Below are 26,075 nucleotides of genomic sequence, written 5' to 3'. Positions count from 1 at the left end.
GCATGTCCAAGACCCATTGCACCGCATCAACGGCCCTGGCTGCCTTCCTCGCCTTCTCGGCAGTCTGCCCGGCCATGGCCGCCCCACATCACAAGGCAGCCCCGAAGACAGAAACCACCAAGCAGGCTGCTGCTCCGGCCAAGCCGCCTGAGGACCAGATCCTGGCCGTCATCAACGGACAGGTCCTGACGCAGCGTGACGTGGACAACCGCGCAAAGCTCTTCGTGCTTTCCACCGGCCTGCCCATCAGCCCGGAGATCATGAACCGCATGCGCGGCCAGATCATCCATCAGCTGATCGACGAGCGTCTGAAGACGCAGGAAATCCTCAAGCTTCACATCAATGTGGAGCCTGACCAGATTGCCGGCGCCATCTCCAACATCGAACAGCGCAACGGCATGCCCAAGAATGCCCTGCGTGATCGTCTGGCAACCGATGGCGTATCGCTCACGACGCTGATCGACCAAATCCGCGTGCAGATCGGCTGGATGCAGGTGCTTCGTGAAAAGCTGGGCGAAGAAGGGCGAATTACCGCCACCCAGATCAGCCAGCGCGAGCAGGCCCTTCAGGCCGAACAGGGACGTGCGCAGTATTTCATGAGCGAGATCTTCGTTCCCGTGGCTGATCCGCGCCATGACGAGAACGAACTCGCCTTCACCAAAACCATCATTTCCCAGCTCCGCGAAGGTGCGCCCTTCCCGATTGTAGCGGCCCAGTTCTCGCAGGCCCAGTCAGCCCTCGATGGCGGCTCCATGGGCTGGGTTCAGGAAGACAACCTCGATCCGCAGGTCGTCAACATCGTCCGCCAGATGCCGATCGGCGCCATCTCCAACCCGATCCAGGTTGCAGGCGGCTTCGTTATCGCCACCGTGCAGTCCAAACGCGTGGTCGGCAAGCAGATGGGCACCCTGCTCGATCTGCGACAGGCCTTCTTCCCGTTCGATGCACCACTCAATCCGCAGAACCCGACCGACCAGCAGAAGATGGCGCTCCAGCGTGCCACGGCTGCGGTCCAGAACACCCATAGCTGCCCTGAGATGGAAGCGCTTAACAAGTCGCTGGGTGAAAAGCGCCCCAGCAATCCGGGGTCGCAGATTCTCGAACGTCTGATGCCGCAGATGAAGGCCGTTCTTGAATCACTTCCGCCCAACAGGGTCAGCCGCCCACTCGTTTCGATGGATGGCATCGCCCTGCTGATGGTCTGCGACCGCCAGCAGAAGAACCTGGCCCAGCAGAGCCCGAGCGAAATCGCCGATCAGCTCATGAACGAGCGTGTCGAGCAGGCCTCCCGCCAGCTCCAGCGTGACCTTCAGCGTCGTGCGATCATCGAGATGCGTCCTGCCGCCAAAACGGCTTTCAACTGACGTGTCCCTTCCCTCACTGCGTGACACCATCCAGGCCCATGGTCTGGATGCAAAGAAATCCCTCGGCCAGCACTTCCTTCTCGATCCGGGTATCTGCGCCCGCATCGCGGCTCTGGGCGGAGACCTGACGGGCCGCAGCGTCGTCGAGATCGGCCCCGGTCCCGGTGGCCTGACCCGCGCCCTGCTGGACACACCCGCCAGCCGCGTCGATGTTGTGGAAATTGATGAGCGCGCCTGGCCCCTGCTAGACGAACTGGCCACTTACTATCCGGATCGCCTGCACGTTGTCCGTCAGGATGCCCTGAAGCTGGACGCTGCGGCTCTTGCGCCTGCTCCCCGCCAGATCATTGCCAACCTGCCTTACAACGTCGCCACCCCCCTTCTTGTGGGCTGGCTGCGTCAGGCCTCGCAGTGGGAACGCCTGTCGCTGATGTTCCAGCTGGAAGTCGCCGAGCGTATCTGCGCCGCACCGGGAAGCTCGGCTTACGGCCGTCTCGCTGTGCTGGCTCAGTGGTGCGCCTCATGCTCGGTCGCCCTGCGTATTCCCCCAGCCGCCTTCTCACCGCCACCCAAAGTCCATTCCGCAGTCGCCGTCATCATTCCACACGCAAAGCAGCCTTCCCCACAGCTGTTCCGTGCCATGGAACAGGTTACGGCTGCCGCCTTTGGACAGCGCCGCAAGATGCTGCGTTCTTCGCTGAAATCCATCGGCGGCGAACGCCTGCTGGAACAGGCCGGGATCGAACCAACCCGCCGGGCCGAAACGCTTTCGGTCGCCGAATTCGCGCGGCTGGCAGAACTGAATCTCGCCAGCCGCTAAAGCCCCTTACAGCTTTGCGCTTTCCCGTTCCCGCTCGAACATGTAGTCCCGCGTGAACGGCACAGCGTCGATCGACCGGGTCAGCTGAAGCTGGAAGTTCATGTGCCCCTGCACCCGGAACGCCAGCTCAGCCCCCACGAGATAGAACTCGAACATCCTGACAAACCGCTCGTCATACAGCGCCAGAACCTTGTCACGATTGGCATCGAAGCGCTTGCGCCATTCCGCCAGCGTGCGCGCGTAATGAAGGCGCAGCACCTCGCAATCCGTCATCCAGAGCCCCGAGCGCTCAATCGCCGCCAGCGTCTCACTCAGGGCCGGCGAATAGCCACCCGGAAAAATGTATTTCTGGATCCAGGGATTGGTCGTCCCCGGCCCGTCCATACGCCCGATGGAATGGATCAGCGCCACACCATCCGGCTTCAGACAGGCCTTCAGCTGTTTGAAAAATGCCTCGAACTGCGGCGGACCAACATGTTCGAACATGCCCACCGAAACGATCCGGTCAAACTGCTGGCGCAGATTGCGGTAGTCGATCAGCTCGAACCGCACCTGCCCCTCCAGCCCTTCTTCCTTCGCCCGCTGACGCGCCACCTCGAGCTGCTCGCGTGACAGCGTAATGCCCAGAACCTTGGCGCCATAATCCTTCGCCAGCGTCAGGGCCATACCGCCCCAGCCACAGCCGATATCCAGTACCTCAAGTCCCGGACGATCCAGATTGAGTTTGGAGGCAATATGCCGCTTCTTGGCGACCTGTGCCTCTTCAAGAGTCATATCCTCGCGCGCGAAATAGGCGCAGGAATACTGCCGGTCCTTGTCCAGAAACAGGTCGTACAGCTTGCCGTTCAGATCATAGTGATGCGCGACATTGCTGCGGGATTTCTTGAGCGAATTGAGCGTCTTCCAGGCCCGCGTCACATAACGCAGACGGTCCTCGATTTCTTCGAAGACATGCCCATGCCCGTTGATGTTCTCCATCAGAACCGTCAGCAGCGTCTCGAGCGTACAGCCATCGGGCACGATGCTGCCCGCCATATATTCCTCACCGAACGCCAGACCGGAATTGATGATCAGAGCGCGCTCTGCCTGCTTGTTCAGCAGATGCAGTCCGGCTTCCAGTCCCGGTTTGCGGCCACGATAGGTACGGACAACGCCATCGCTGAAGGTGACCCTCAGGCTTCCAGTCTGAATGAATTTCCTCAAGACAAAATCCAGAATCCGCTTCATTCCGATCTCCTGTATCCAATATCGGGAAAAAGCCCGAGCAGCGCTGGAGTTGTATCTTGCCAGTCAAACGGGCACAAAAAACCCGGCTCGGGAATACTCCCGGCCGGGTTCGCTTGGACAAGGTCAGCGGTAAAAGCCTTACGCTTCTTCCGATGCCTCGGCAGCTTCGGCAGCAGCCTCTTCGGCGGCGTTCTCAGCCTGCAGTTCACCAAGGATGTTCTCATCCTCGTCCTGCACGCCGATGGCTTCGCCACGAGCCTGACGCTCTGCTTCTTCAGCGGAACGGGCAACGTTGACCGTCAGCGGGATGGACACTTCCGGATGCAGCACGATGCGTGCTTCCGTCAGGCCAAGCTGCTTGATCGGGTGTGCCAGAACAACCTGCTGACGGGAAATCGTCAGGCCAGCTTCCGTAGCGGCAGCCGCGATGTCGCGGGTGCTGACGGAGCCGTACAGGCTTCCGCTGTCACCGGCCTGACGGATGATGACGACGGACAGTTCGTGCATGCGCTCGGCAAGACGCTCGGCCTCTTCACGCTTCTTGAGGTTCTGGGCCTCAAGCTGTGCGCGCTCGGTCTCGAAACGCTTCTTGTTGGCAGCCGTGGCGCGCATGGCCTTGGCCTGGGGCAGCAGGAAGTTACGGGCATAACCCGGCTTCACGTGCACCAGGTCGCCCATCTGGCCGAGATGCTCGACCCGCTGCAGCAGGATCAGTGCGGTCTGGGACATGATGCTCTCCTCAGTTCACGACGTAGGGGAGCAGGGCGAGGAAACGGGCGCGCTTGATCGCCTGTGCCAGCTCACGCTGCTTCTTGGCCGAAACGGCCGTGATGCGGCTCGGCACGATCTTGCCACGCTCCGAAAGGAAGCGGCTCAGCAGACGCACGTCCTTGTAGTCGATCTTCGGCGCATTCGGGCCGGAGAACGGGCAGGACTTGCGACGACGGTAGAACGGACGACGTGCGCCAACTGCCGTACGACGGGCAGCGGGGTTCACTTCGTTGACGTCGGGAGTGTTGGTCTCGGACATGTTTCTTACTCCGCTCCGGCCGTCTCACGAGCATCGTCCTGCTCGCCACGTGCACGATATTCTTCACGGTCTTCGCTGCTGCGACGGGGACCGCCACGGCCGCTCTCGAAACGACCGGCCGGCTTGGAGCCGCCACGGAAGTTGCCGCGATCGCCACGATCGTCGCTCTTGCGAGCCAGAACCGGAGACGGGTTCTCGTCGATCTCGTCAACGCGCAGCGTCAGAACGCGCAGCACGTCTTCGTTCAGGCCCAGCTGACGCTCCAGCTCGCGCAGCGTGTCGGGGGTGCAGTCAAGGCCCAGCAGGACGTAATGGCCCTTGCGGTTCTTCTTGATGCGGTATGCGAGCGAACGCAGGCCCCAGAACTCGCGCTTCTGGATGGAACCGCCGTTGTCCTTGAGCAGGGTTTCGATGGTCTCGACCAGGGTTTCCACCTGAGCCTGCGACACATCGTTACGTGCAATGAGCACGCTTTCATACAATGGCATGAATACTCCCTTCGGATGAGGTCAACCCGAAACTGGCTCCGGCCCATGCCGGAAACAGGGCCCATGTTTCAGGGCACGGGTATAGCCGGTGCGATGCCACATCGCCCGGCAGGGAAAGGCGGCATTAATCACACCATGCGCATCAAGGCAAGTCCTGCCTTAGAGTCGCCTCAGTCTTTCCGGGACATATTCGTCCGGAACGTCCCAGGTTTCGGACACCACGTTCCGGATCACAAAACCTGCCCGTTGGTAATTCGGCAGAGCATGGGGATGGTCCAGCGTGCAGGTATTGACCCGCAACCGCCAGCTTCCGGCATCAAACGCCCGCGCCACCGCATGGTCCAGCAGCATGCGCCCAAGACCCCGCCCCATCGCCTGCGACAACAGACCGAAATAGGCAAGATTGGCGTCCCCGCCCCGCCTCAGATCAAGCTCATAAAACCCGACAGGGCTGCCAGAACTGTCCCGCAGAACCATGAAATGAACGGCGGGATCATGCAGGATATCCGCAAGATCCTGATCCGGCATCGAACGCCGCATCCACCAGCAGTACTCCTGCCCTACCCCTGCATACAGGGCACGATAGAGTGGCACGACATCGCTGCCAGTCATACGGGTCAGGGGAAACCCGTCCGGCAAGATGGGCGTAGGACACGCAGTACGCGTCTCCAGAAAGGTGACATCCACCGCAAGACGGGTGGATGCCCCTTTGGGTCGGAGCCAGCCGGGCAGCACCGCCTGACGATCAGTTGTCGTCGAGGAAGGACCGCAGCTTGCGCGAACGGCTCGGATGCTTGAGCTTGCGCAGGGCCTTCGCCTCGATCTGACGGATACGCTCACGGGTCACGTTGAACTGCTGACCCACTTCCTCAAGGGTGTGGTCCGTGTTCATGCCGATACCAAAGCGCATCCGCAGCACGCGCTCTTCACGCGGCGTGAGCGATGCCAGAACACGCGTCGTGGCTTCACGCAGGTTCGTCTGGATGGCAGCATCCAGCGGAATGACGGCCGTCTTGTCCTCAATGAAGTCACCGAGATGGCTGTCTTCCTCGTCACCGATTGGCGTTTCGAGAGAGATCGGCTCCTTGGCGATCTTCAGAACCTTGCGGACCTTCTCCAGCGGCATGCCAAGCTTCTCCGCCAGCTCTTCCGGAGCCGGCTCACGCCCGATCTCATGCAGCATCTGGCGCGACGTCCGGACGAGCTTGTTGATCGTCTCGATCATATGCACCGGAATACGGATCGTCTTGGCCTGATCCGCGATGGAACGCGTGATCGCCTGACGGATCCACCAGGTGGCATAGGTCGAGAACTTGTAGCCACGACGATACTCGAACTTGTCCACGGCCTTCATCAGACCGATATTGCCTTCCTGAATCAGATCCAAGAACTGCAGACCACGGTTCGTATATTTCTTGGCGATCGAGATCACCAGACGCAGGTTTGCCTCGATCATTTCCTTCTTGGCGCGCGTGGAATCACGCTCACCACGGGAAATGGTCGCATAGACCCGGCGGAACTCACCGACCGGCAGACCCGTCTCATGCGACAAGGCCGCAATCTCGCCACGCAGGTTGCGCAGCTGGTCCATGTGCTTGGTCGTCAGGTTCTTCCAGCCCTTGCCCGGCAGCGCGGAAATGCTGTCCAACCAGGTTGGGTCCAGTTCGCGGCTGCGATACTTGATCAGGAAGTCATCACGCGAGATCTTGCAGCTCTCGGCCAGACGCATCATCCGGCCTTCGACATTGTTCAGCTTCTGAACCTGCATCTTGATCTGCGCAACCAGCTCTTCGATCCGGTTATTGTGCAGATGCACCTGCTCGACGAGGCTGACCAGCTCATGGCGGAGCTTCTCGTAGGTCTGTTCGGACTTGTCCGAGTGATCCTCACCACCCGTCAGGGCTTCGATGCGCTTGATCTGGAGCTTGCGCAGCTTGTGATACAGCGGCTCGATGGCTTCAAAACGCGCCAGGATTTCCGGCTTCAGCTTCTCTTCCAGAGCGGACAGGGACAGGCCGCTGCCTTCCTGCTGGTCGCCTTCGCCCTCTTCGCTCTCGTCCTCGGCAGAGTCGTCCTCTTCGGAAGCCTCGTCGCCTTCCTCGCCCTCGACCGCCTCTGGGTCCGGGCCACCACCCTGACTGGCCTCAAGATCCACGATGTCACGCAGGAGCATCTCACCGTCCTTGAGGCGCTCATGCCAGGAGATGATGGCGCGAATCGTCAGCGGGCTTTCGCACAGACCGCCGATCATCTCGTCACGGCCAGCCTCGATCCGCTTGGCGATCGCAATTTCGCCTTCACGCGACAGCAGCTCGACCGAGCCCATCTCGCGCAGATACATCCGGACCGGATCATCCGTACGGCTGGCGGCCTCGGCATCGACGTTACCGCCCTGCGGACCTTCAGCCTCTTCGGACTCGCCCTCGGCTTCCTTTTCAGCAGGAGCCTCGGCGTCATCCTGCTCTTCGTTCTCGATGACCTGAATGCCCATTTCGGACAGCGCCGCCATGACGTCCTCGATCTGCTCCGAAGACATCTGGTCCTGCGGCAGGACAGCATTCAGTTCGTCAAAGGTGATATGCCCGCGTTCACGCCCTTTGGCGATCAGCCGCTTGACGGCAGCGGACTGCGTATCGAGGAGAGTGGTATCCCCCTCCTGTTCCTGCGCGTTCCGATCCGTTCCAGAGGCTGTTTTCGTCGCCATTCGTCTCTCCGTCAACTCCGCCGCGAGTTAGCAATCCGGCAGCGTGCAGGTGGTCGATCCTTCGCCCGAAGTCAAGATTGGCACTCCAAAGAATGCAACCTTTCGGGAATAAAAAACATTACGATACCGTTTGCAGCCGCTCGTTTCCTAGACGGCTTCACCCCGGCGCAGCGCCTCAAGCGCCCGCATCCGAGCCAGCAGTCCTTCCGGAAAAGTCGGCCCCGCATCCGCAGCCGGCGCATCCTGCGAATAGAGCTGCATGATGGTGTTCTGGATGTCCGCCGTCACCTCACGCTCGAAGGTCTGGAAATTGACAAGACCGTAAAAATGCCACCAGCTTTCAATGACATCCACCTTCAGGATCTCGTCCCGGACCTTCTCGTCTCCCACGCCCCGGGGCAGCGGCCCGCTTTTCACCGCAACCGCCAGATCCGCAAGCCCGTGATCTTCCAGCCAGGCCATGCACCCGTCTTCGGACAGTCCGTCCTGCCCCTCTTCCTGACAGGACCAGTCCAGCAGCGCTGAGCGCAACCGGTCCAGTTCAGGCGGCAGAGGCAGACCGCTATAAGCCTGTTCCACTTCCGGAAGGATATCCGGATGATGGAGCAGCATGGCCGTCATAATGTTCAGCCGCTCCAGATTTCCCGACTCCACATCGCGCATTGCTCCGGGCGCCTGCGTGGAAAGCGGCAGGCTTTCGCCTCCCTTGCGCTGAAAATTCTTTTTCCGCCGGAAGCGCGCAAAGAACATGTCCAGCAGCGTACTGCGATATTCGGACGCCAGTGCCTTGTCCGGAATAAGCCGCGACAGCGCCACCAGCTTTTCACGCAGAGCCGCGCGCTGGTCCGGCCCCGGATCCACCAGCCCCGCCGTCAGCAGCCCGAACAGTTCTTCCGCCATCGACGTCGCGCCGGACAGTGCCTCCTGCATGGCCCGAGGCCCCCGGCTGCGGATCAGACTGTCCGGATCGTCTTTCGGGTCCAGCTGGCAGAACCGGATTGTCCGCTCGGGCGACAGAAGCGGCAGCGAAACCTCACAGACCCGCAGCGCCGCCCGCGCACCTGCGGCATCGCCGTCCAGACACAGGATCGGTGAGGGCGACATCCGCCACAGCAGTTCAAGCTGCTCCTCACCCATCGCGGTTCCCAACGGGGCAACGGCCCCACCAAAACCGGCCTGATCCATGGCAATCACGTCCATGTACCCCTCGACCACCACGAGTTCCGCCCCGCGATGCACGGCTTCGCGTGCCAGATCGAGATTGAACAGCGTGCGCCGCTTGGAAAACAGGGCTGTCTCGGGACCGTTCAGATATTTGGGCTGCCCGTCCCCTAACGTCCGGGCGCCAAACGACATGATGCGCCCACGCCGGTCCCGGATCGGAAACGTCACGCGATTGAAGAACAGTTCCCCTTTCGGAGCCCCCTGCTCGTCCACACGCATGACACCAGCCCGGATCAGCATCTCGACCGTCACCTCATGCGGCCGCAGTTCGTCCAGCAACTGCCGCCCGTCACCGGACCAGCCTAGGCCGAACCGTTCGATCGTCTGATCCGTCAGCCCGCGCCCTTTGAGATAGGCCAGCCCCTCGCGCCCTTCCGGCCGATAGAGCCGCCGCCGATAGCTCTCTTGCACGAGATTGAGCACATCCCCGAGCGACTGCGCCTCCCGCGCCCGGGCTTCCGTCCGAGGGTCCGCTTTCGGAACCTCGAGTCCCGCCTCGGAGGCAAGCTGCTCGACGGCTTCGGGGAAACTCCGCCCTTCGCTCTGCATCACATAGGAGATCGCATCACCATGCACGCCACAGCCGAAGCAATGGAAATGGTCGTCATAAATGTAAAAGGACGGCGTCTTCTCGCCATGGAACGGGCAGCAGGTTTTCCAGTTCCGCCCGGACCTCACCAACTTGTTACGTCGCCCGATCAGCGACGGAAGCGGAGTCCGGTTGCGCAGTTCATCCAGAAAAGCAGCATCAATTGCCATGGGCAGGAAGAGCCTTTCATGCGGGTTGGGAAACTGGTTTCCACGCAGGAACCAGATAAGCCCCTCTCTACAGGAAGTTTTTTGCCAGCGTCCATAACGACACGAGGCCATCCAGAAAATCCCGAGAAATTGACCGATCGGTCAGTCCTGTCACAAAATCATAATGACCGATCGGTCATTTCGAACAGTTTCAGGGGAGATATAATTTCTTCCTTTTGATATCCATCAATGGTTTCCACCCCGAAGAAGCGTCATGGTGGCGCTGAACGGGGCGCGGGTTCTCTTTGCTCAGCCTGCCCTTCGGCGACAGCCCGCGCCCGACGACAGACACAGGATCGCAGCCAATGACTGTCAAGATTTCAGTCCTGAAAGAACGCGACGAAGGCGGAGAACGCCGCGTCGCCCTCATTCCTCAGGTCGCCGAGAAACTGGCCCCGCTGGGGATCACCTTCGCCATGGAAACGGGCGCAGGCGTCGCATCGTCTTATCCCGACAGCACCTACAAGAACGTCACCTTCTCGCCGGACCGCAACGCGCTGGCGGCGGATGCCGACATCGTCCTCGCCGTCCAGCCCCCGACGCTGGAAACGGTGAAGGCCATGAAGCCCGGCGCCATCCTCATTGCCTTCATCTATGGCCGCAACAATCCGGATCTGGTGAAGGCCCTGCGGGACGGGAAGATCACCTGCTTCGCCATGGAACTGGCGCCCCGCATTTCCCGTGCACAGGCCATGGACGCCCTGTCCAGTCAGGCCACGCTGGCCGGCTATTACGCCGTTCTGATGGGCGCGGTGCACATGCCCAAGATCCTGCCCATGATGACCACGGCGGTAGGCTCCCTGCGCGCCGCACAGGTTCTGGTCATGGGTCTCGGCGTGGCTGGCCTTCAGTCCCTGGCCACCGCCAAGCGCCTTGGTGCCATCACCGAAGGCTATGACGTCCGTCCCGAGACCAAGGAAGAGGCGCAGTCGCTGGGCGCAAAATTCGTCGATACCGGCGTCGATGCCACCGGTCAGGGCGGCTATGCCCGCGAACTGACGGATGACGAAAAACAGAAAGTCCGCAAGGCGCTGAGTGACCATATCGCCCGCTCCGACCTGATCGTCACAACGGCCGCCGTTCCCGGCAAGCGCGCGCCCCGCCTGATCGACGCCGAACAGATCAAGGCCATGAAGCCCGGCGCGGTCATCATCGATCTCGGCGCGGAAGGCGGCGGCAACTGCGAAGGTACGCAGGCCGGACAGACCGTTCAGGTCGGCCCCACGACCATCGTCGGCCCTGTCAACGTCCCGTCCATGCTCGCCGAACAGGCCAGCGAACTCTACTCCAAGAATATCATGCATCTGCTCCAGCAGATCATCACCAAGGACAAGGGTCTGGCGCCTGACTTCACCGACGAAGTCATCTCCGGCACCGCGCTGACACATGACGGCACCATCACGAATGACGGCATCCGCAAAGCAGTGGACCCGAATTCGCCAGCCCCGCCCGCACCTGCGACCGCACCCGCCGCCACTCCCGCCGCAAACGACGCAGGCAAGGAGACCGCAAAATGATCACCGCCATGACGTTCGTCATCGCCCTGTATATCTTCATGCTCGCGGCTTTTACGGGCTATGAGGTCATCAGCCGCGTCCCCTCCATCCTGCACACACCGCTCATGTCCGGCTCGAACTTCGTGCACGGCATCGTGGTCGTCGGCGCCCTTGGCGCGCTGTTCAACGCCTCTTCCGTTCTGGAACAGGTCGTCGGCTTTCTGGGCGTCATGCTCGGCGCCGGCAACGTGGTCGGCGGCTATGTCGTGACCGACCGGATGCTGGCCATGTTCAAGCCCAGCACCAAATCCGCGACACCGGCTCCGACACAGGGAGCCAAGTCATGATCCTCCTTGCCTATATCGTGGCCCTCAGCGGCCTGGTTGCCTCCGGTCTGCTGGTCTATGGCCTCAAACGCATGTCTTCCCCCGTCACGGCCGTCTCCGGCATCGTGACCGCAGGCTGGGGTATGCTGTTCGTCGTCGCGGCCAGCTTCCTGCAGATCTTCAGCGTTTCCGACGCGGCTCAGCCCCATATCGTCGTGAACGTCATCCTCGCCGTGCTCGCCCTGCTGATCGGTGGCGGCTGGGCCGGCTGGAAAGGCCGCAGCGTCGCCATGACTGCGATGCCGCAGATGGTCGCCCTCTTCAACGGCATGGGCGGCGGTGCTGCCGCGGCCGTGTCCGTCATTGCCCTCACCGGCCCGAAAGACACCGGCATCGGCCAGCTTCTCGTCACCGTCGCCGGCGGCCTGATTGGCAGCATGTCGCTCTCCGGCTCGCTGATCGCCTGGGCCAAGCTCGACGGCCGCATGAACAAACCGATCCGCTTCGGCGGACAGCGCATCGTCAACGCCGCCGTCTTCATGCTGACGGTCCTGCTCGGCGTCATGGCCGTCGCCCTGTACCATCAGCCCGGCGGCGGACTGCTTGCCCTGCTGTTCTTCATCGGCGCCCTGCTCTGCGGCATCTGCATGACCGTTCCCATCGGTGGTGCGGACATGCCGGTCGTGATCTCGCTGTACAACGCCTTCACGGGCCTTGCTGTCGGGCTTGAAGGCTATGTTATGGCCGATCCGGCCCTGATGATCGCGGGCATGGTCGTGGGCTCAGCCGGTACGCTGCTGACGGTCATGATGGCCAAGGGCATGAACCGCTCCATCACCAACGTCCTGTTCAGCAATTTCGGTGAAGCCACCGCCGCCGCTGCCACAGGCCCGCAGAAAGAAGCGAAATCCGTCGCCGCTGGCGATGCCGCCACCACGATGCGCTATGCCTCCACGGTCATCATCGTGCCGGGCTACGGCCTCGCCGTCGCACAGGCCCAGGGCAAGCTCTACGAGTTCGTCAAACTGCTTCAGGCCGCAGGCGTGGACGTGAAATTCGCAATCCACCCTGTCGCCGGACGCATGCCGGGCCATATGAACGTGCTGCTCGCCGAAGCCGGTGTGCCGTATGACATGATCTACGACATGGACGACATCAACGACAGCTTCGCCGATACCGACGTCGCCCTCGTCATCGGCGCGAATGACGTGGTGAACCCCTCCGCCCGGACGGACAAATCCTCCCCGATCTACGGCATGCCAATCCTGAATGCCGACAAGGCCCGTCAGGTCTTCGTCATCAAGCGCGGCATGGGCATGGGCTATTCGGCAGTCCAGAACCCGCTCTTCTTCCAGGACAACTGCGCCATGGTCTTCGGCGATGCGCAGGCCGTGCTGTCCAAGATGGTGGAGGCCGTCAAAGGTCTCTCCGCCTCGTAACTTCCGCCAGAAGGAGCCTTTCCCATGGCTGAGACAATGCTCGCCGCCGTCGTCCGTGAATTCGGCAAGCCGCTCTCCATTGAGCGGCTGCCCATCCCGGACATCAAGCCCAACCAGATCCTCGTGAAGGTCGATACCTGCGGCGTCTGCCACACCGACCTGCATGCCGCGCGCGGGGACTGGCCGACCAAGCCCAACCCGCCGTTCATTCCCGGCCATGAAGGCGTCGGCCATATCGTCGCCGTCGGCAGTCAGGTCGGCGATTTTGTCAAGACCAGCGATGTCGTGGGCGTGCCCTGGCTCTATTCCGCCTGCGGTCACTGCGAACACTGTCTGGGCGGCTGGGAAACGCTCTGCGAAAAGCAGGAAGACACCGGCTACACCGTCAATGGCTGCTTCGCCGAATATGTCGTGGCAGACCCTAACTACGTCGCGCACCTGCCCGCGACCATCGACCCGCTTCAGGCCTCTCCGGTCCTGTGCGCGGGCCTGACGGTCTATAAGGGCCTGAAAATGACCGAGGCCCGCCCCGGCCAGTGGGTCGCAGTCTCGGGCGTCGGCGGCCTCGGCCAGATGGCCGTGCAGTATGCCGTCGCCATGGGTATGAATGTCGTCGCCGTGGACATCGACGACGAAAAACTCGCCACAGCCAAAAAGCTCGGCGCATCCCTGACGGTCAACGCCAAGGACACGGACCCGGCCAGGTTCATCCAGCAGCAGATCGGCGGTGCACATGGCGCCCTCGTCACCGCTGTCGGACGGACGGCCTTTTCGCAGGCCATGGGTTATGCCCGGCGCGGCGGCACCATCGTCCTGAACGGCCTGCCGCCCGGCGATTTCCCGGTCTCGATCTTCGACATGGTCATGAACGGCACCACCATCCGCGGCTCCATCGTCGGCACACGGCTGGACATGATCGAAGCCATGGATTTCTTCGCCCGTGGCAAGGTCAAATCCGTCGTCACCTCCGGCAAGCTCGAAAACATCAACACGATCTTCGACGATCTGCAGAATGGTCGCCTCGAAGGCCGGACAGTGCTCGACTTCCGGTCCTGAAAACAGCCCAAGGAGAACACGCCATGTTCGCCATGCAGCTCAAAGCCCATCATACGCCTCTGGAATGGGTCGAACTCCCGGACCCTGAACCCGGCCCGGATGAAATCCGCATCCGGATCGGCGCCTGCGGCGTGTGCCGGACAGACCTGCATGTCGTGGATGGCGAACTCCCCCATACCACCCTCCCCATCATCCCCGGCCACGAAATCGTCGGCCGGATCGACAAGCTTGGCAGCAATGTCATGGGCCTGTCGCTTGGCGAAAGGGTCGGCGTGCCCTGGCTCGGGCATACCTGCGGGCACTGCTATTACTGCACACACGGGATGGAAAATCTCTGCGACCATCCCCTCTTCACAGGCTTCACCCGCAATGGCGGCTACGCGACCATGACGGTCGCTGATGCCCGCTACGCCTTCCCGATGGGTGACAAGGGCGAGGACAAGGATCTGGCCCCCCTGCTCTGCGCCGGGCTGATCGGCTGGCGCTGCCTGAACAAGGCCGGGGACGGCAAGAAGATCGGCCTCTACGGCTTCGGCGCGGCAGCTCATATCATCACGCAGGTCCTGCGCTGGCAGGGCCGCGAGGTCTACGCTTTCACATCCCCCGGTGACACGCAGAAACAGGATTTCGCCCGCTCCCTCGGCGCTGTCTGGGCTGGAGGCTCGGACGAACTCCCGCCTGAACCGCTCGACGCCGTCATTCTGTTCGCCCCCGTCGGCGCCCTGCTCCCCGCAGGTCTCAAAGCCATCCGCAAGGGCGGCAAGGTCGTGTGCGGCGGCATCCATATGAGCGAAATTCCGGCCTTTTCCTACGATACGTTGTGGGAAGAGCGCGAAATCGTCTCCGTCGCCAACCTGACCCGTCAGGACGGTCTGGAGTTCCTGAAAATCGCCCCGGAAGTCGGCATCAAGGTGACCAACACGCCCTATGCTCTCAAGGACGCCAATCAGGCCCTCGATGATCTGCGCCACGGTCGTTTCGACGGTGCCGCAGTCCTGCTGCCTTGACCTGCGCCAGAAACAGGTTTCGGAGAAGTAAACTTTCGGGATACATGCTGCACAGCGCGACCGCATACATCGCGCATGGATACAGAAACCATCGCAATACTGCGTTTTGCCGTCAGAAAGAGATATGGGACAGACACAGACCCTGCCACGAGACGCTTCCTATCTCGCCTTTGACCTGCTTCCAGATCCGATCTGCGTGGAGCCCGCCAATGGCGCAGGCTCCCACCACTTTAACACGGCCTGGAAACACCACGCCTCCGCTCTGGGCATCCCAAATGATTTTTCGAAATGGATCCCAATCGTCCTCCCGCCCGATCAGGCCGACGTCACCCGCGCCCTTCGCGAAAGCACGGCGCCCGACACGACCCGCAGCGCAACATTCCGCATCCGCTACCCCGACGGGCAATACCGCTGGTTCCTCCTGCGCATCATCCATCGCGCAGCACCCGGATGCGACATTCCCTCCCGTCTCCTGATCCTGACTGACATCCACGAGCAGAAACGCCGCGAAAAGGCCCTGCTTCAGAAAGCGGACATCCGTGATCGCATGCTCAATGTCAGCGTGGACTGCATCAAGGAAATCGCAACGGACGGCACACTGGTCCACATGAACGCGGCCGGCTGTGACGCCCTTGGCGTCGACAGCACCTCAGGCTTCGGCATGCGCTGGCTCGACCTGCTCCCACCAGAAGCCCAGGCTCCCGGCAATGCCGCTCTCCGGGACGCCGCCGAAGGACAGAACGTCCGCTTCGTGGGCGCCAGCCAGCTTCCCGGTCAGCCCGTCCGGCACTGGGACAACATGCTGACTCCGCTCCTGAACCCCGATCAGGGCGTCGAGGCCATTCTCTGTGTTTCGCGCGACGTGACGGTCCAGCGCGAGCACGAACAGCGGATCGCCCTGCTGCTCAACGAGCTGAACCATCGCTCGAAGAACATGCTCGCCATCTTCCAAGCCCTGATCCGGCGCACCGTTCCCGACGCCACAGCTCCCTTCGTCAAGGTTCTGGAACAGCGCATCACGTCCATTGCCAGAAGCCAGGACCTCCTGATCCACGGCGAATGGACGGGCGCCACGGTCCGCGATGTTGTCACGTCCCAGACCGTTGTCGCCGGAGACTTCCCCGCCACCCGCCTGCGGATCGAGGGCGATCCGGACCTTCAGTTCGTCCCCGACACCGCCGACCGCATCGGTCTGGCGATCTACGAACTGACCACCAACGCCATCAAATATGGCGCCCTGTCGAACGACACCGGAACCGTGACCGTCAGCTGGGATCTGGAGGCCGAAGAAGACGGCCCCGTTTTCCGGATGTGTTGGAAGGAAAGCGGCGGCCCCACCGTCACCCAACCGGAACGCCGCGGCTTCGGATCGATCGTCATCGAACACAATCCCCGCTCCATCCCCGGCGCGAGCGTCTCCTGCTCCCACGAACCGGACGGCACCATCTGGACCTTCAGCGCCCCGGCCGAAAATGTCGTGCGCTGCCCGTCCCGATTGTTCTGAACGCAGGATTGGGGCATGCTCGGCTCCGTCTCTCTGCTACCGGGTGCTCCGGCAGCTTTGGAAAACAGGAAGCGTTCATGAAAAAGTACCTGATGCTTGCCGCCGCAGCCGGTCTGCTGGCGACATCGATCACCACGGCAGAAGCAGAACCGGGCGGCTGCCTCAAATACGGCGCTGCCGGCGCCGTCGGCGGCCATGTCGCCAACCATCACGGTGTCCTCGGCGCCATGGGCGGCTGTGCGACCGGCATGTATGTGCGTCACCGCTACCGCAAGGAAGCCCGCGCAAAGGCCGCCCTGTACGACAAGGAACATCCGGGCGCGAAGGGCACCTACATCGAGAAGGCCACCGCCTACGATGTCGAGCACTCCACCTCTCCCGGCCAGATGAACGGCACGACGCAGCCGGGCACTGCCACTCCGGCTCCGGGAACTCCGGCCACACAGCCGCAGCAGTAATATCCTGCCAGTCCGTTACGACTGACAGTGCCGGGCTCCCGAAAGGGGGCCCGATCTGCATTCAGAGGTGTTACACGGCAATATCCGGGGCACTGTCCCGCTTGTCCTGCGCCTCCACATACATCCGCAGCACAGCCGGAAACCGCTCCCGGACCTTCCGCTCCAGCGCAGACACACCCCGCTCCACCTGCCCGGCGGTCAGTGTATCTTCCCAGTCCAGCGACAACAGGACAATCACGCTCCCCGGCCCCCGCGTCTCGGTTACGACCTCGTTGACGCCGACCACACCTGGCAGCTTCGCCGCCTGCTCCCGCACGAACGCATCAATTTCCGGGCTGCTCTCCCCGACCAGCAGCGAGCGCGTCTCGTTCGTCAGCAGCACCGCGACAATGACCAGAACCACCCCGATCAGCAGCGACGCCACACCATCGAGCACATGCCACCCTGTCACGACGGACAGCACGGTAAAGGCCAGCGCGATCATCAGGCTGACCAGCGCCGCTCCGTCCTCGAACAGCACGACAAACAGCCCCGGATCGGTACTGCGGCGGATCAGGGTCCACAGCGATCCCTTGCCCGCAGGCAGGGACTTCATGGCCGCCAGAAAACCATAGCCCTCCATGCTGCCCGAAATCACAAGAATGGCGACATTCAGCCACCAGCCGGGAAAGACATGCCCCAGCACATGGATCGGCTCCATCGCCGCCGGATGCCAGACCTTCTCCCAGCCCTCATGCAGGGACGCAACGCCACCACCAACGAACAGCGCGCCCGCCACGACCAGCGTCCAGAAATAGAGCTCCCGGTGATGGCCAAGCGGATGATCCCGCGTCGCCGGCGCCTCAGCCCGTTTCATGCCCACCAGCAGGAGAAGCTGATTGCCGCAGTCCACAAAAGAATGGACGGTCTCCGCCAGCATGGCCGCCGACCCGGTCAGCAGCGCGGCCGCCCCTTTCACGCAGGCAATCGCAAGATTGACCCCCAGCGCAATGAAAACGACCTTTGTTGAACCACCTGCCGACATTCTGGCCTCACCCACAAAACAGGATTTCAGAGTGAGGGCCTCGCCGCCGCGCTGTCAAACCCGCCCCACGCTATTGCAGCCTTCCTAACGCACCATCGCCCTCATGGCCTTGCTGAACACGCGTCAGTTCATCCACCAGACAGAGCCGCCCGTCACGGAACTGATAGAACGCCACCACCCGGATCACGCTCCGCGCGCCCGAAGGACGGGTCGCCGAAGCCAGATGAACCGTCGCCGCCCGGTCCCTCTCACAGACCAGATGCAGGATCTCGATTTCCAGAGACGACAGCCCCTCCCGCAGGGCCAGCGCATGAGCGCGAAAATCCGCCAAACTCATCTCCCGCCCATCCACAAGCTGGCGATAATCAGGCGTCATGGATGCCGTCAGCGCATCCAGATCGGACCCGAAATCCGTAAACATGGCGAACATGTCCCGGATAATCCTTTCCGGAGCACGGTTGGGCACCTCAATATGTCCTGACATTATTTCAGCCCGCTATCCTGCCGCGCCCGCTCCAGCAGCACGACGAAATCCCGCTCGGCATCCCCGGTACTGATCGCGCTCAGCAACCGGTCCCGCACCACCGAGGCATAAGGCAGCGGAACAGCATGCTCTCCCCCGGCCTTAAGAAACATCTCCATGTCCTTGAGCCCCAGCGTCACCGGCGCACCCGGATGGTCGTATTTGTGATCGACCATCAGCTTTCCGTAATTCTTGTGAACCGGCGCGTTGTAGAAACTGCCCGTCATGATCTCGAAAATCTTATGCGGGTCCGTCCCAGCCTTTTCATTCAGCGCAAAGACTTCCGCCATCTGCTCGATCGTCGAATAGATCATGAAATTCAGAGACAGCTTGGCCAGATTGGCCTGAACCGGATCCTGCCCCACTTCGAAAATCTTCGAGCCAAAACACTCCAGCAGAGGCCGCAGACGCTTCAGCGCCTCATCCGCTCCCGCCGTCACGACGAACAGCTCACCCGCCTTCGCCGCCGGCGGCCGCCCCAGCACATTGGCGCTGACATAGACCTGCCCATGCTCCGCATGCCCGTCCCGCAGACGGCGCGCCTGCTCCAGGGACAGCGTACTGCTGCACGCATGAATGGCGCCCGGCGCCAGAGCCGTGGCTATCCCATGCTCTCCGAAAACAGCTTCTTCCGTGCTCGCATCATCGAACAGCATGGAGAACACGACCTCCACCTGCCGCGCCACATCCGCAGGCGTTTCGGCAAAAACAGCACCCTGCGCCACCAGATCATCCGCCTTCGCGCGCGTCCTGTTGGTCACGACAAGCTCATGCCCTCCCTTGAGAAGGCGCTCCGCCATCGCATGTCCCATGGCCCCGAGGCCCACAAAGCCGACTTTCATGATCCTGATCTCCCGCTGCACACTCCGTGCAGGTTTCAAACCCGCCCGGACACCACGGTTCTAGCGAAAATCATTTTGGCGTTCTCACGCTCTCAGGTCATAATTCGACTCATGTGCGCCAACTCCTTCATGACCCCCGCCGCCGCAGACCGTACAGACGCCGGAACGCCGTGGCTCCTTGGCGGACACATGAAGCAGGACACGCGCCGGATCGCCGAACGCCACGCCCATGCACGCGGCCAGATCTTCGGTATTGAGAGCGGCGTCATGGCCATCCGCACCGAGCACGCCTACTGGCTGATTGGCCCCGGCCAGTGCCTCTGGCTCCCGCCCCACATTCCGCACGAAGCCCGCTCCCACGGCGCCGTCGCAGGTTGGAGCCTGTATGTCAGCGCAGCAAAATGCTCCGGCCTACCGGACGAACCCTTTCTCGCAGGCGGCACACGTCTCCTCACCGCCCTGGCGGACCGCCTTTCCCATGACGCCGACGAAACACGATGGGACGCCCAGATCAGCCGCCTCGCGGAATGCTTCTGGCACGAATTCCTAGCCGCCCCCCGCGCCGCCGTATCCCTGCCTTTCCCGAAAAGCGAACAGCTCTGCCGCGTCGCCAACACCCTGAGCGACAACCCGGCAGACCCCCGCAACCAGAAAGACTGGGCCAGACTAGCCGCCATGTCGCTGCGCTCCTTCGTCCGCCATTTTACACTTGAAACAGGACTGCCGTTCTCAGTCTGGCGGCAGCGCCTGCGCATCCTGAACGCACAGGAAAAACTGGCACGCGGTGAGAGCATGGCCAGCGTGGCACTGGACGTCGGCTATGAAAGCCTCGGCGCCTTCGCCACGGCCTTCCGCAAAAACACGGGCTATCGCCCCAGCGATTACGCCAGGCTCTGCCGGACACCCTGAAAACAAAAAAAGCCGCCCCCGAAGGAGCGGCTTTCCGTCATACGATACGACTGATCGACGGATCAGGCCGAAAGATGCGCCTTCACCAGCGCACTGGCCTTCGCCGGGTCCAGATCCGCGCCAAAACGCTCCTTCAGCGCGGCCATGACCTTACCCATGTCCTTCATGCCGGCCGCTTCCGTCTTCTTCACGGCGTCTTCGATCCCGGCTTTCAGCGTGGCTTCATCCAGCTCCGGCGGCAGGTAGGACTTGATCGTCGCGATTTCGCCCTCTTCCTTTTCCGCTAACTCCGGACGGCCACCCTCACGATACATCGTGGCGGATTCCGTACGGGACTTGATCATGGAACGCAGGGCGGAAATGATGTCCGTATCCGTCACCTCGGCGCTCTTGGCGCGGGCGGCAACATCCAGATCCTTGATCTTGGCCGTGATCCCGCGGATCTGGGCCACCGTCTCGGACTGACCGGCCTTCATGGCTGTCTTGAGGTCGTCCATGATCTGCTTGCGAAGCGACATCGCCGTTCTCCTTCATCGGACAGCCCACAGGAAACTCCCTTGGCGAGCCGTCCCTCATTCCTTGAATGGCGGCAAAATCGCACAAAAGCCGGTTTGCAACAATCCGCCCTCCCCGTGTGGCCGCAAAACAAGCCATTCGGAAAAAATTTCCCACCCCAACCCGAAACGCAGAACAGGCAATGGGAAAAAACTTCCCATTCCGTTTCCGATCCCTTATTCAGAGGCCCCAGAAGTACATCCGGCAGCCAGCAACGGGGCGACCATGGACATCGACAGAATCATCGAAAAAGCCGGAGGCGCGGACGAAATCGCCGCTCTTGCCGGCGTCGGACTGGAAGCCGTCCGCAAGTGGCGCCAGTCCCGCATGGTCCCGACCAAGCACTGGCCAGCCCTGCTGCGCGTGCCGGGAATCGCCCTGCAGGATCTGACAGCAGATCTCACCACGACTGAAACCCAGCAAGAACAAGAAAGAGAGACGGACGTGTCCAATCCCTGCCCTCCCGGCGCCAACGCCGCCCTTGTCCTTGCCGATGGGACGGTCCTGTGGGGCCGTGGCTTCGGCGCCCATACGGAAGGCGCCGTCGGTGAACTCTGCTTCTCCACCGGCATGACCGGCTATCAGGAAACCCTGACCGACCCGTCCTTCGCCGGCCAGATCGTGACCTTCACTTTCCCGCATATCGGCAATGTCGGCACGAACGCCGATGACAACGAGGCCCTGAAAATGGCCGCCCTCGGCGCCGTCGTGAAGGAAGACATCACCGCCCCGGCAAGCTGGCGCTCCCACGAGCCCTTCGCCGCATGGCTCCGCGATCATGGCCGTGCGGGCATCAGCGGCATCGACACCCGCGCCATCACCCGCACCCTGCGCGACAATGGCCCGCAGACCGCCATCCTCGCCTTCCCGGAAAACGGCCGTATCGACACGGACAGCCTGCTGAACCGTGCCCGCCAGTGGCCCGGCCTCGAAGGTATGGACCTCGCCAAGGAAGTGACCCGGCCCAAGCGCGTCTGGACCGAAGGCGTGTGGCACTCCACAAAGCCCGTGCGCGAAAACCGCCGCCGCGTGGTCGCCATGGATTATGGTGCGAAGGACAACATTCTGCGCTGCCTCGTGACCGCTGGCTGTGACGTCACCGTCCTGCCCGCCACGGCCACCGCCGAAGAGATCCTGGAGCTCAAGCCCGAAGGCGTGTTCCTCTCCAACGGACCCGGCGATCCGGCCGCGACCGGCACCTATGCCGTCCCCGCCATCCGCAAGGTGCTGGACGCAAATGTTCCCGTCTTCGGTATCTGCCTCGGCCACCAGCTTCTCGCACAGGCGCTCGGCGGCAAGACCTACAAGCTGGAGCGCGGCCATCGCGGCGCCAACCAGCCGGTCAAGGACGTCGAAACCGGCCGCGTGGAAATCACCAGCCAGAACCACGGTTTCGCCGTGGACGAGGAGTCCCTGCCCGCCGACGTAAAGGTGACGCATGTGAGCCTGTTCGACGGCTCCAACGAAGGCATCGCCTCGACCACGAAGGACGCCTTCTCCGTCCAGTACCACCCCGAGGCGAGCCCCGGCCCGTCCGACAGTTTCTATCTTTTCGAGCGTTTCGTCGCGGTCATGGACCGTCGCGCTAAAGCAGGAGCCTGAGCCATGCCAAAACGGACAGACATCTCGTCCATCCTGATCATCGGCGCCGGCCCGATCGTCATCGGACAGGCCTGCGAATTCGACTATTCCGGCGCACAGGCCTGCAAGGCCCTGCGTGAGGAAGGCTATCGCGTCATCCTGATCAACTCGAACCCCGCCACCATCATGACCGACCCCGGTCTGGCGGATGCGACCTATATCGAGCCGATCACCCCGGAATTCGTCGAGCGCATCATCCTCAAGGAAAAGCCCGACGCTGTCCTGCCGACAATGGGCGGCCAGACTGCCCTGAACGCCGCCATGGCGCTCGACAAGTCCGGCTTTCTCAAGAAGCACAACGTGGAACTGATCGGCGCGGACGCAGAGGTCATCGACCGTGCGGAAGACCGCCAGAAGTTCCGCGAAGCCATGGACGAGATCGGGATCGAAAGCCCCCGCAGCACCATCGCCCATACGCTTGAAGAAGCCCGCACCGCGCTGGCCGATGTCGGCCTGCCCGCCATCATCCGCCCGTCCTTTACCATGGGCGGAGCAGGCGGCGGCATCGCCTATAACCGCGAGGAATTCGACCAGATCGTCACAGGCGGCCTCGATGCCTCGCCCACGACCGAAGTCCTGATCGAAGAGTCCGTTCTCGGCTGGAAAGAATACGAGATGGAAGTGGTCCGCGACACCGCGGATAACTGCATCATCATCTGCTCCATCGAGAATATCGACCCGATGGGTGTCCATACCGGTGACTCCATCACCGTCGCCCCCGCGCTCACGCTGACCGACAAGGAATATCAGCGCATGCGGGACGCCTCGATCGCGTGCCTGCGCAAGATCGGCGTCGAGACCGGCGGCTCCAACGTACAGTTCGGCGTCAACCCGAAAGACGGCCGTCTGGTCGTCATCGAGATGAACCCGCGCGTCTCCCGCTCCTCGGCTCTGGCCTCGAAGGCAACCGGCTTCCCGATCGCCAAGATCGCCGCCAAGCTGGCCGTCGGCTATACGCTGGACGAACTCAAGAACGACATCACGAAAACAACCCCGGCCTCCTTCGAGCCGACGATCGACTATGTCGTCGCCAAGATCCCCCGCTTCACCTTCGAGAAGTTCCCCGGCTCCCCGGCCCTGCTCTCGACGTCCATGAAGTCGGTCGGTGAAGCCATGTCGGTCGGCCGCTCCTTCGCCGAAGCCATCCAGAAGGGCCTGCGCTCGATGGAAACGGGCCTCACCGGCCTCGATCCGGTCGAAGCCCCTGGTGACGGTTCGCACAACGCCTATCTCGCCGCACTGGCCGAGCCGCGCCCCGAGCGCATCCTGATGGCCGCGCAGGCCCTGCGCGCCGGGCTGTCCGTCGAGCAGATCAACGAAGCCTGCAAGTTCGAGCCGTGGTTCCTGCGCCAGCTCGAAGATATCGTGACCTCCGAGCGCGAGATCGAAAAGAACGGCCTGCCGAAAGACGCCTACAACCTGCGCCGCCTCAAGGCCCAGGGCTTCTCCGACGTCCAGCTCGCCCGCCTCTCGGGTCAGAACGTCAAGAACGTCGCAGCCCTGCGCGAAAAGCTGGCTGTCACGCCGGTCTATCGCCGGATCGACACCTGCGCCGCCGAATTCGCTTCCGACACGCCCTATCTGTACTCCACCTATGAAGGCGGGTTCGGCACGCCGGACTGCGAAAGCCGCCCGACGAACCGCGACAAGATCGTCATCCTTGGCGGTGGCCCGAACCGCATCGGTCAGGGCATCGAGTTCGACTATTGCTGCGTCCACGCCGCCTACGCCCTGCGCGAAGCCGGTTTCGAGACGGTCATGGTCAACTGCAACCCCGAGACAGTCTCGACCGATTACGACACCTCGGACCGCCTGTATTTCGAGCCCCTGACCGCCGAGGACGTGATCGCCCTGATCCGCACCGAAGCCAAGGGCGGCAAGGTTCTGGGCTGCATCGTGCAGTATGGCGGCCAGACCCCGCTCAAGCTGTCCCGCGCCCTCGAAGAAGCCGGCATCCCGCTGCTCGGCACACCCGCCGATGCGATCGACCGCGCCGAAGACCGCGAGCGCTTCCAGGCCATGCTCCGCAAGCTCGGCCTGCGCCAGCCTCGCAACGGCATCGCCCGCAGCCCGGCGGAAGCCGAGAAAATCGCCGAGGAAGTCGGCTACCCGGTCGTCGCCCGCCCGTCCTACGTTCTGGGCGGTCGTGCGATGGAAATCGTCTATGACAAGCCCGGCCTCAAGCGTTACCTCAACGAGGTCCTGCGTGCCGCCGGCCCCGAAGTCTCGACCGGCCCCGTCCTGCTCGACCACTACCTTAACGACGCCATCGAAGCGGACGTGGACTGCATCTGCGACGGCGAAAACGTCTATGTCGCAGGCGTCATGGAGCACATCGAAGAAGCCGGCATCCATTCCGGTGACTCCGCCTGCTCCCTGCCGCCCTACACCCTGTCCCCGGCACTGGTGACGGAACTGCGCTCCCAGACCGAAGCCATGGCCCGCGAACTGGGCATCCGCGGCCTGATGAACGTCCAGTACGCCATCAAGGATCAGGAAGTCTTTGTTCTCGAAGTGAACCCGCGTGCCTCCCGGACCGTGCCGTTCGTCGCCAAGGCCACCGGCGTTCCGGTTGCCAAGATCGGCGCCCGCGTCATGGCCGGTGCAAAGCTGACCGAGTTCCAGCTTAATGGCGGTGCGGTCTCCCCGCATGTCGCGGTCAAGGAAGCCGTGTTCCCGTTCCACCGCTTCGCGAATGCCGACACCATCCTCGGTCCGGAAATGCGCTCCACGGGCGAAGTCATGGGGCTGGATTCCAGCTTCGAGCGTGCCTTTGCCAAGTCCCAGCTTGCGGCTGGCGTAAAGCTGCCACTCTCGGGGACGGTATTCCTCTCGGTGCGCGAAAGCGACAAGGCCCATGTCCAGCCGCTGGCCCGCAAGCTGGTCGCCATGGGTTTCACGATCCTCGCAACCAGCGGTACGGCCGCACGTCTGGAAGCCGCCGACATTCCCGTAAAGCGTGTGAACAAGGTAATGCAGGGCCGTCCGAACTGCGTGGATTCCATCCGCTCGGGCGACGTGCAAATGGTCATCAACACCTCGCAGGGCGGTCAGGCCGCGCAGGACAGCTACGAGATCCGTCGCAGTGCGCTGACCATGGGCATCCCGCATTACACGACGATCGCAGGCGCCCGCGCAGCGACCTACGCCATTGCGGTCATGAAGGAAGACAATCTGGGCGTCGCCCCGCTCCAGTCCTACTTCAAGGGTGCATTCTGACCCTTCAGTCCCCGGCCTGAAGCAGCAGAAACCCCGGTGGAGATCCTCTCCGCCGGGGTTTTTCAGTCCTGGGCCAGATCAAGAATGTCTCCAGGCTGACAGTCCAGCACGCGGCAGATCGCCTCAAGCGTGGAAAAGCGGATCGCCCGGGCCTTACCCGTCTTGAGAATGGACAGATTGGCCATTGTCAGACCGACATTTTCCGACAGTTCCGTCAGGGACATGTTCCGGTTCCTGAGAACATCATCCAGCCTGACACGAACGGGCACTACACCTCTCCGTGGCAAGCTGATTGAGCTGGAAAAAGCGAGAGTAGATTATTGTTTTTCGATAAATTCATACCGGTTATCCAAGACAGGATGATTATCGAATATCAATAATAAAAACCGCCCCATCTTGCAAAAAACCCCCGCAAACCCTA

Annotated in this window: 24 protein-coding genes; 12 read left to right on the top strand and 12 right to left on the bottom strand. The window is 62.3% G+C overall.

All coding sequences use genetic code 11. From position 1 onward, the window contains the following. Positions 1 to 2: 2 nt before the first annotated feature. The gene (locus GRO01_RS11480; protein WP_062509551.1) at positions 3 to 1,364 is read left to right on the top strand and encodes a peptidylprolyl isomerase; all 1,362 of its coding nucleotides are present in this window, start codon (positions 3 to 5) and stop codon (positions 1,362 to 1,364) included. A gap of 1 nt (position 1,365) precedes the next feature. Then, entirely contained in the window at positions 1,366 to 2,184 is an 819-nt protein-coding gene (rsmA, locus tag GRO01_RS11475; RefSeq protein WP_062509553.1) for a 16S rRNA (adenine(1518)-N(6)/adenine(1519)-N(6))-dimethyltransferase RsmA, read from the top strand. A 6-nt stretch (positions 2,185 to 2,190) separates the two neighbouring features. Here the strand turns inward: rsmA and GRO01_RS11470 are convergent, their stop codons facing one another. The 7 genes from GRO01_RS11470 to dnaG all read right to left on the bottom strand — a co-directional run bounded on the left by GRO01_RS11470 (position 2,191) and on the right by dnaG (position 9,616). Beyond that, on the bottom strand, positions 2,191 to 3,411 hold the full coding sequence (locus GRO01_RS11470; protein ID WP_062509555.1) for an SAM-dependent methyltransferase: 1,221 nt from the start codon (positions 3,409 to 3,411) through the stop codon (positions 2,191 to 2,193). A 138-nt stretch (positions 3,412 to 3,549) separates the two neighbouring features. Continuing rightward, entirely contained in the window at positions 3,550 to 4,140 is a 591-nt protein-coding gene (gene rplI, locus GRO01_RS11465) for a 50S ribosomal protein L9 (protein WP_011251890.1), read from the bottom strand. Positions 4,141 to 4,150: 10 nt separating this feature from the next. Continuing rightward, positions 4,151 to 4,441: a 30S ribosomal protein S18 gene (gene rpsR / locus GRO01_RS11460; protein ID WP_062509557.1), complete on the bottom strand. Its 291-nt coding sequence runs from the start codon at positions 4,439 to 4,441 to the stop codon at positions 4,151 to 4,153. A 5-nt stretch (positions 4,442 to 4,446) separates the two neighbouring features. Beyond that, positions 4,447 to 4,929, bottom strand: coding sequence for a 30S ribosomal protein S6 (gene rpsF / locus GRO01_RS11455; RefSeq protein ID WP_041110770.1), 483 nt, complete (start codon positions 4,927 to 4,929; stop codon positions 4,447 to 4,449). 159 nt (positions 4,930 to 5,088) lie between these two features. Continuing rightward, a complete protein-coding gene (locus tag GRO01_RS11450; protein ID WP_174787441.1) occupies positions 5,089 to 5,664 on the bottom strand; it encodes a GNAT family N-acetyltransferase in 576 nt (191 codons plus the stop codon). Between the two features lie 10 nt (positions 5,665 to 5,674). Beyond that, positions 5,675 to 7,633 carry an RNA polymerase sigma factor RpoD gene (gene rpoD / locus GRO01_RS11445; protein WP_062509559.1) on the bottom strand — a complete coding sequence of 653 codons (1,959 nt, stop codon included), beginning with the start codon at positions 7,631 to 7,633 and terminating at the stop codon, positions 5,675 to 5,677. A 147-nt stretch (positions 7,634 to 7,780) separates the two neighbouring features. Next, on the bottom strand, positions 7,781 to 9,616 hold the full coding sequence (gene dnaG, locus GRO01_RS11440; RefSeq protein ID WP_062509561.1) for a DNA primase: 1,836 nt from the start codon (positions 9,614 to 9,616) through the stop codon (positions 7,781 to 7,783). A gap of 344 nt (positions 9,617 to 9,960) precedes the next feature. Here dnaG and GRO01_RS11435 point away from each other — a divergent pair, with 344 nt between their 5' ends. From GRO01_RS11435 to GRO01_RS11405, 7 genes are all read left to right on the top strand, one after another. Continuing rightward, the gene (locus GRO01_RS11435; protein WP_062509563.1) at positions 9,961 to 11,172 is read left to right on the top strand and encodes an NAD(P) transhydrogenase subunit alpha; all 1,212 of its coding nucleotides are present in this window, start codon (positions 9,961 to 9,963) and stop codon (positions 11,170 to 11,172) included. Next, positions 11,169 to 11,498 carry an NAD(P) transhydrogenase subunit alpha gene (locus GRO01_RS11430; protein ID WP_062509565.1) on the top strand — a complete coding sequence of 110 codons (330 nt, stop codon included), beginning with the start codon at positions 11,169 to 11,171 and terminating at the stop codon, positions 11,496 to 11,498. Before GRO01_RS11435 ends, GRO01_RS11430 begins: the two co-directional genes overlap by 4 nt. Continuing rightward, positions 11,495 to 12,916: an NAD(P)(+) transhydrogenase (Re/Si-specific) subunit beta gene (locus tag GRO01_RS11425; protein ID WP_062509567.1), complete on the top strand. Its 1,422-nt coding sequence runs from the start codon at positions 11,495 to 11,497 to the stop codon at positions 12,914 to 12,916. The genes GRO01_RS11430 and GRO01_RS11425 overlap by 4 nt, the downstream gene beginning before the upstream one ends. Before the next feature lie 24 nt (positions 12,917 to 12,940). Next, positions 12,941 to 13,972, top strand: coding sequence for an alcohol dehydrogenase AdhP (adhP, locus tag GRO01_RS11420; RefSeq protein ID WP_062509570.1), 1,032 nt, complete (start codon positions 12,941 to 12,943; stop codon positions 13,970 to 13,972). Positions 13,973 to 13,995: 23 nt separating this feature from the next. Continuing rightward, positions 13,996 to 14,979 carry a zinc-dependent alcohol dehydrogenase family protein gene (locus tag GRO01_RS11415; RefSeq protein ID WP_062509571.1) on the top strand — a complete coding sequence of 328 codons (984 nt, stop codon included), beginning with the start codon at positions 13,996 to 13,998 and terminating at the stop codon, positions 14,977 to 14,979. 124 nt (positions 14,980 to 15,103) lie between these two features. After that, a complete protein-coding gene (locus GRO01_RS11410; protein ID WP_062509573.1) occupies positions 15,104 to 16,483 on the top strand; it encodes a sensor histidine kinase in 1,380 nt (459 codons plus the stop codon). 77 nt (positions 16,484 to 16,560) lie between these two features. Next, positions 16,561 to 16,941: a hypothetical protein gene (locus GRO01_RS11405; RefSeq protein ID WP_062509575.1), complete on the top strand. Its 381-nt coding sequence runs from the start codon at positions 16,561 to 16,563 to the stop codon at positions 16,939 to 16,941. A 70-nt stretch (positions 16,942 to 17,011) separates the two neighbouring features. On the opposite strand, the gene GRO01_RS11400 is transcribed toward GRO01_RS11405, so the two are convergent. From GRO01_RS11400 to GRO01_RS11390, 3 genes are all read right to left on the bottom strand, one after another. Continuing rightward, entirely contained in the window at positions 17,012 to 17,965 is a 954-nt protein-coding gene (locus GRO01_RS11400; protein ID WP_062509577.1) for a cation diffusion facilitator family transporter, read from the bottom strand. Positions 17,966 to 18,035: 70 nt separating this feature from the next. Further along, positions 18,036 to 18,395, bottom strand: a complete 360-nt coding sequence (locus GRO01_RS11395) for a nuclear transport factor 2 family protein (RefSeq protein WP_231490308.1) — start codon at positions 18,393 to 18,395, stop codon at positions 18,036 to 18,038. Between the two features lie 53 nt (positions 18,396 to 18,448). Further along, positions 18,449 to 19,369, bottom strand: a complete 921-nt coding sequence (locus GRO01_RS11390; protein WP_304608420.1) for an NAD(P)-dependent oxidoreductase — start codon at positions 19,367 to 19,369, stop codon at positions 18,449 to 18,451. 72 nt (positions 19,370 to 19,441) lie between these two features. Between GRO01_RS11390 and GRO01_RS11385 the strand changes: the two genes are divergently transcribed. Next, positions 19,442 to 20,239: an AraC family transcriptional regulator gene (locus GRO01_RS11385; RefSeq protein ID WP_062509583.1), complete on the top strand. Its 798-nt coding sequence runs from the start codon at positions 19,442 to 19,444 to the stop codon at positions 20,237 to 20,239. A gap of 62 nt (positions 20,240 to 20,301) precedes the next feature. Here the strand turns inward: GRO01_RS11385 and GRO01_RS11380 are convergent, their stop codons facing one another. Further along, complete coding sequence (locus GRO01_RS11380) at positions 20,302 to 20,757, bottom strand: GatB/YqeY domain-containing protein (RefSeq protein WP_041110791.1); 456 nt, start codon at positions 20,755 to 20,757, stop codon at positions 20,302 to 20,304. 262 nt (positions 20,758 to 21,019) lie between these two features. Between GRO01_RS11380 and carA the strand changes: the two genes are divergently transcribed. Both carA and carB read left to right on the top strand, forming a co-directional pair. Further along, complete coding sequence (gene carA, locus GRO01_RS11375) at positions 21,020 to 22,396, top strand: glutamine-hydrolyzing carbamoyl-phosphate synthase small subunit (protein ID WP_062509828.1); 1,377 nt, start codon at positions 21,020 to 21,022, stop codon at positions 22,394 to 22,396. Between the two features lie 3 nt (positions 22,397 to 22,399). Next, a complete protein-coding gene (gene carB, locus GRO01_RS11370; protein WP_062509585.1) occupies positions 22,400 to 25,654 on the top strand; it encodes a carbamoyl-phosphate synthase large subunit in 3,255 nt (1,084 codons plus the stop codon). Between the two features lie 62 nt (positions 25,655 to 25,716). On the opposite strand, the gene GRO01_RS11365 is transcribed toward carB, so the two are convergent. After that, on the bottom strand, positions 25,717 to 25,923 hold the full coding sequence (locus GRO01_RS11365) for a helix-turn-helix domain-containing protein (protein ID WP_062509587.1): 207 nt from the start codon (positions 25,921 to 25,923) through the stop codon (positions 25,717 to 25,719). Positions 25,924 to 26,075: the final 152 nt, after the last annotated feature.

The organism is Gluconobacter roseus NBRC 3990 (genome assembly GCF_006538885.1).
Lineage (GTDB): Bacteria > Pseudomonadota > Alphaproteobacteria > Acetobacterales > Acetobacteraceae > Gluconobacter > Gluconobacter roseus.
The sequence above is the reverse complement of the archived record's forward strand: the minus strand, read 5'-3'. Positions and strand labels throughout refer to the sequence as shown.

Coding starts and splice junctions, on each gene's coding strand:
- GRO01_RS11415 (WP_062509571.1), top strand. CDS start 13,996: ATGTTCGCCATGCAGCTCAAAGCCCATCATACGCCTCTGGAATGGGTC.
- GRO01_RS11425 (WP_062509567.1), top strand. CDS start 11,495: ATGATCCTCCTTGCCTATATCGTGGCCCTCAGCGGCCTGGTTGCCTCC.
- GRO01_RS11480 (WP_062509551.1), top strand. CDS start 3: ATGTCCAAGACCCATTGCACCGCATCAACGGCCCTGGCTGCCTTCCTC.
- rpsF (WP_041110770.1), bottom strand. CDS start 4,929: ATGCCATTGTATGAAAGCGTGCTCATTGCACGTAACGATGTGTCGCAG.
- GRO01_RS11380 (WP_041110791.1), bottom strand. CDS start 20,757: ATGTCGCTTCGCAAGCAGATCATGGACGACCTCAAGACAGCCATGAAG.
- adhP (WP_062509570.1), top strand. CDS start 12,941: ATGGCTGAGACAATGCTCGCCGCCGTCGTCCGTGAATTCGGCAAGCCG.
- GRO01_RS11405 (WP_062509575.1), top strand. CDS start 16,561: ATGAAAAAGTACCTGATGCTTGCCGCCGCAGCCGGTCTGCTGGCGACA.
- GRO01_RS11400 (WP_062509577.1), bottom strand. CDS start 17,965: ATGTCGGCAGGTGGTTCAACAAAGGTCGTTTTCATTGCGCTGGGGGTC.
- GRO01_RS11395 (WP_231490308.1), bottom strand. CDS start 18,395: ATGTTCGCCATGTTTACGGATTTCGGGTCCGATCTGGATGCGCTGACG.
- rplI (WP_011251890.1), bottom strand. CDS start 4,140: ATGTCCCAGACCGCACTGATCCTGCTGCAGCGGGTCGAGCATCTCGGC.
- GRO01_RS11430 (WP_062509565.1), top strand. CDS start 11,169: ATGATCACCGCCATGACGTTCGTCATCGCCCTGTATATCTTCATGCTC.
- GRO01_RS11385 (WP_062509583.1), top strand. CDS start 19,442: ATGTGCGCCAACTCCTTCATGACCCCCGCCGCCGCAGACCGTACAGAC.
- GRO01_RS11435 (WP_062509563.1), top strand. CDS start 9,961: ATGACTGTCAAGATTTCAGTCCTGAAAGAACGCGACGAAGGCGGAGAA.
- rpsR (WP_062509557.1), bottom strand. CDS start 4,441: ATGTCCGAGACCAACACTCCCGACGTCAACGAAGTGAACCCCGCTGCC.
- carB (WP_062509585.1), top strand. CDS start 22,400: ATGCCAAAACGGACAGACATCTCGTCCATCCTGATCATCGGCGCCGGC.
- carA (WP_062509828.1), top strand. CDS start 21,020: ATGGACATCGACAGAATCATCGAAAAAGCCGGAGGCGCGGACGAAATC.
- rpoD (WP_062509559.1), bottom strand. CDS start 7,633: ATGGCGACGAAAACAGCCTCTGGAACGGATCGGAACGCGCAGGAACAG.
- dnaG (WP_062509561.1), bottom strand. CDS start 9,616: ATGGCAATTGATGCTGCTTTTCTGGATGAACTGCGCAACCGGACTCCG.
- GRO01_RS11470 (WP_062509555.1), bottom strand. CDS start 3,411: ATGAAGCGGATTCTGGATTTTGTCTTGAGGAAATTCATTCAGACTGGA.
- GRO01_RS11410 (WP_062509573.1), top strand. CDS start 15,104: ATGGGACAGACACAGACCCTGCCACGAGACGCTTCCTATCTCGCCTTT.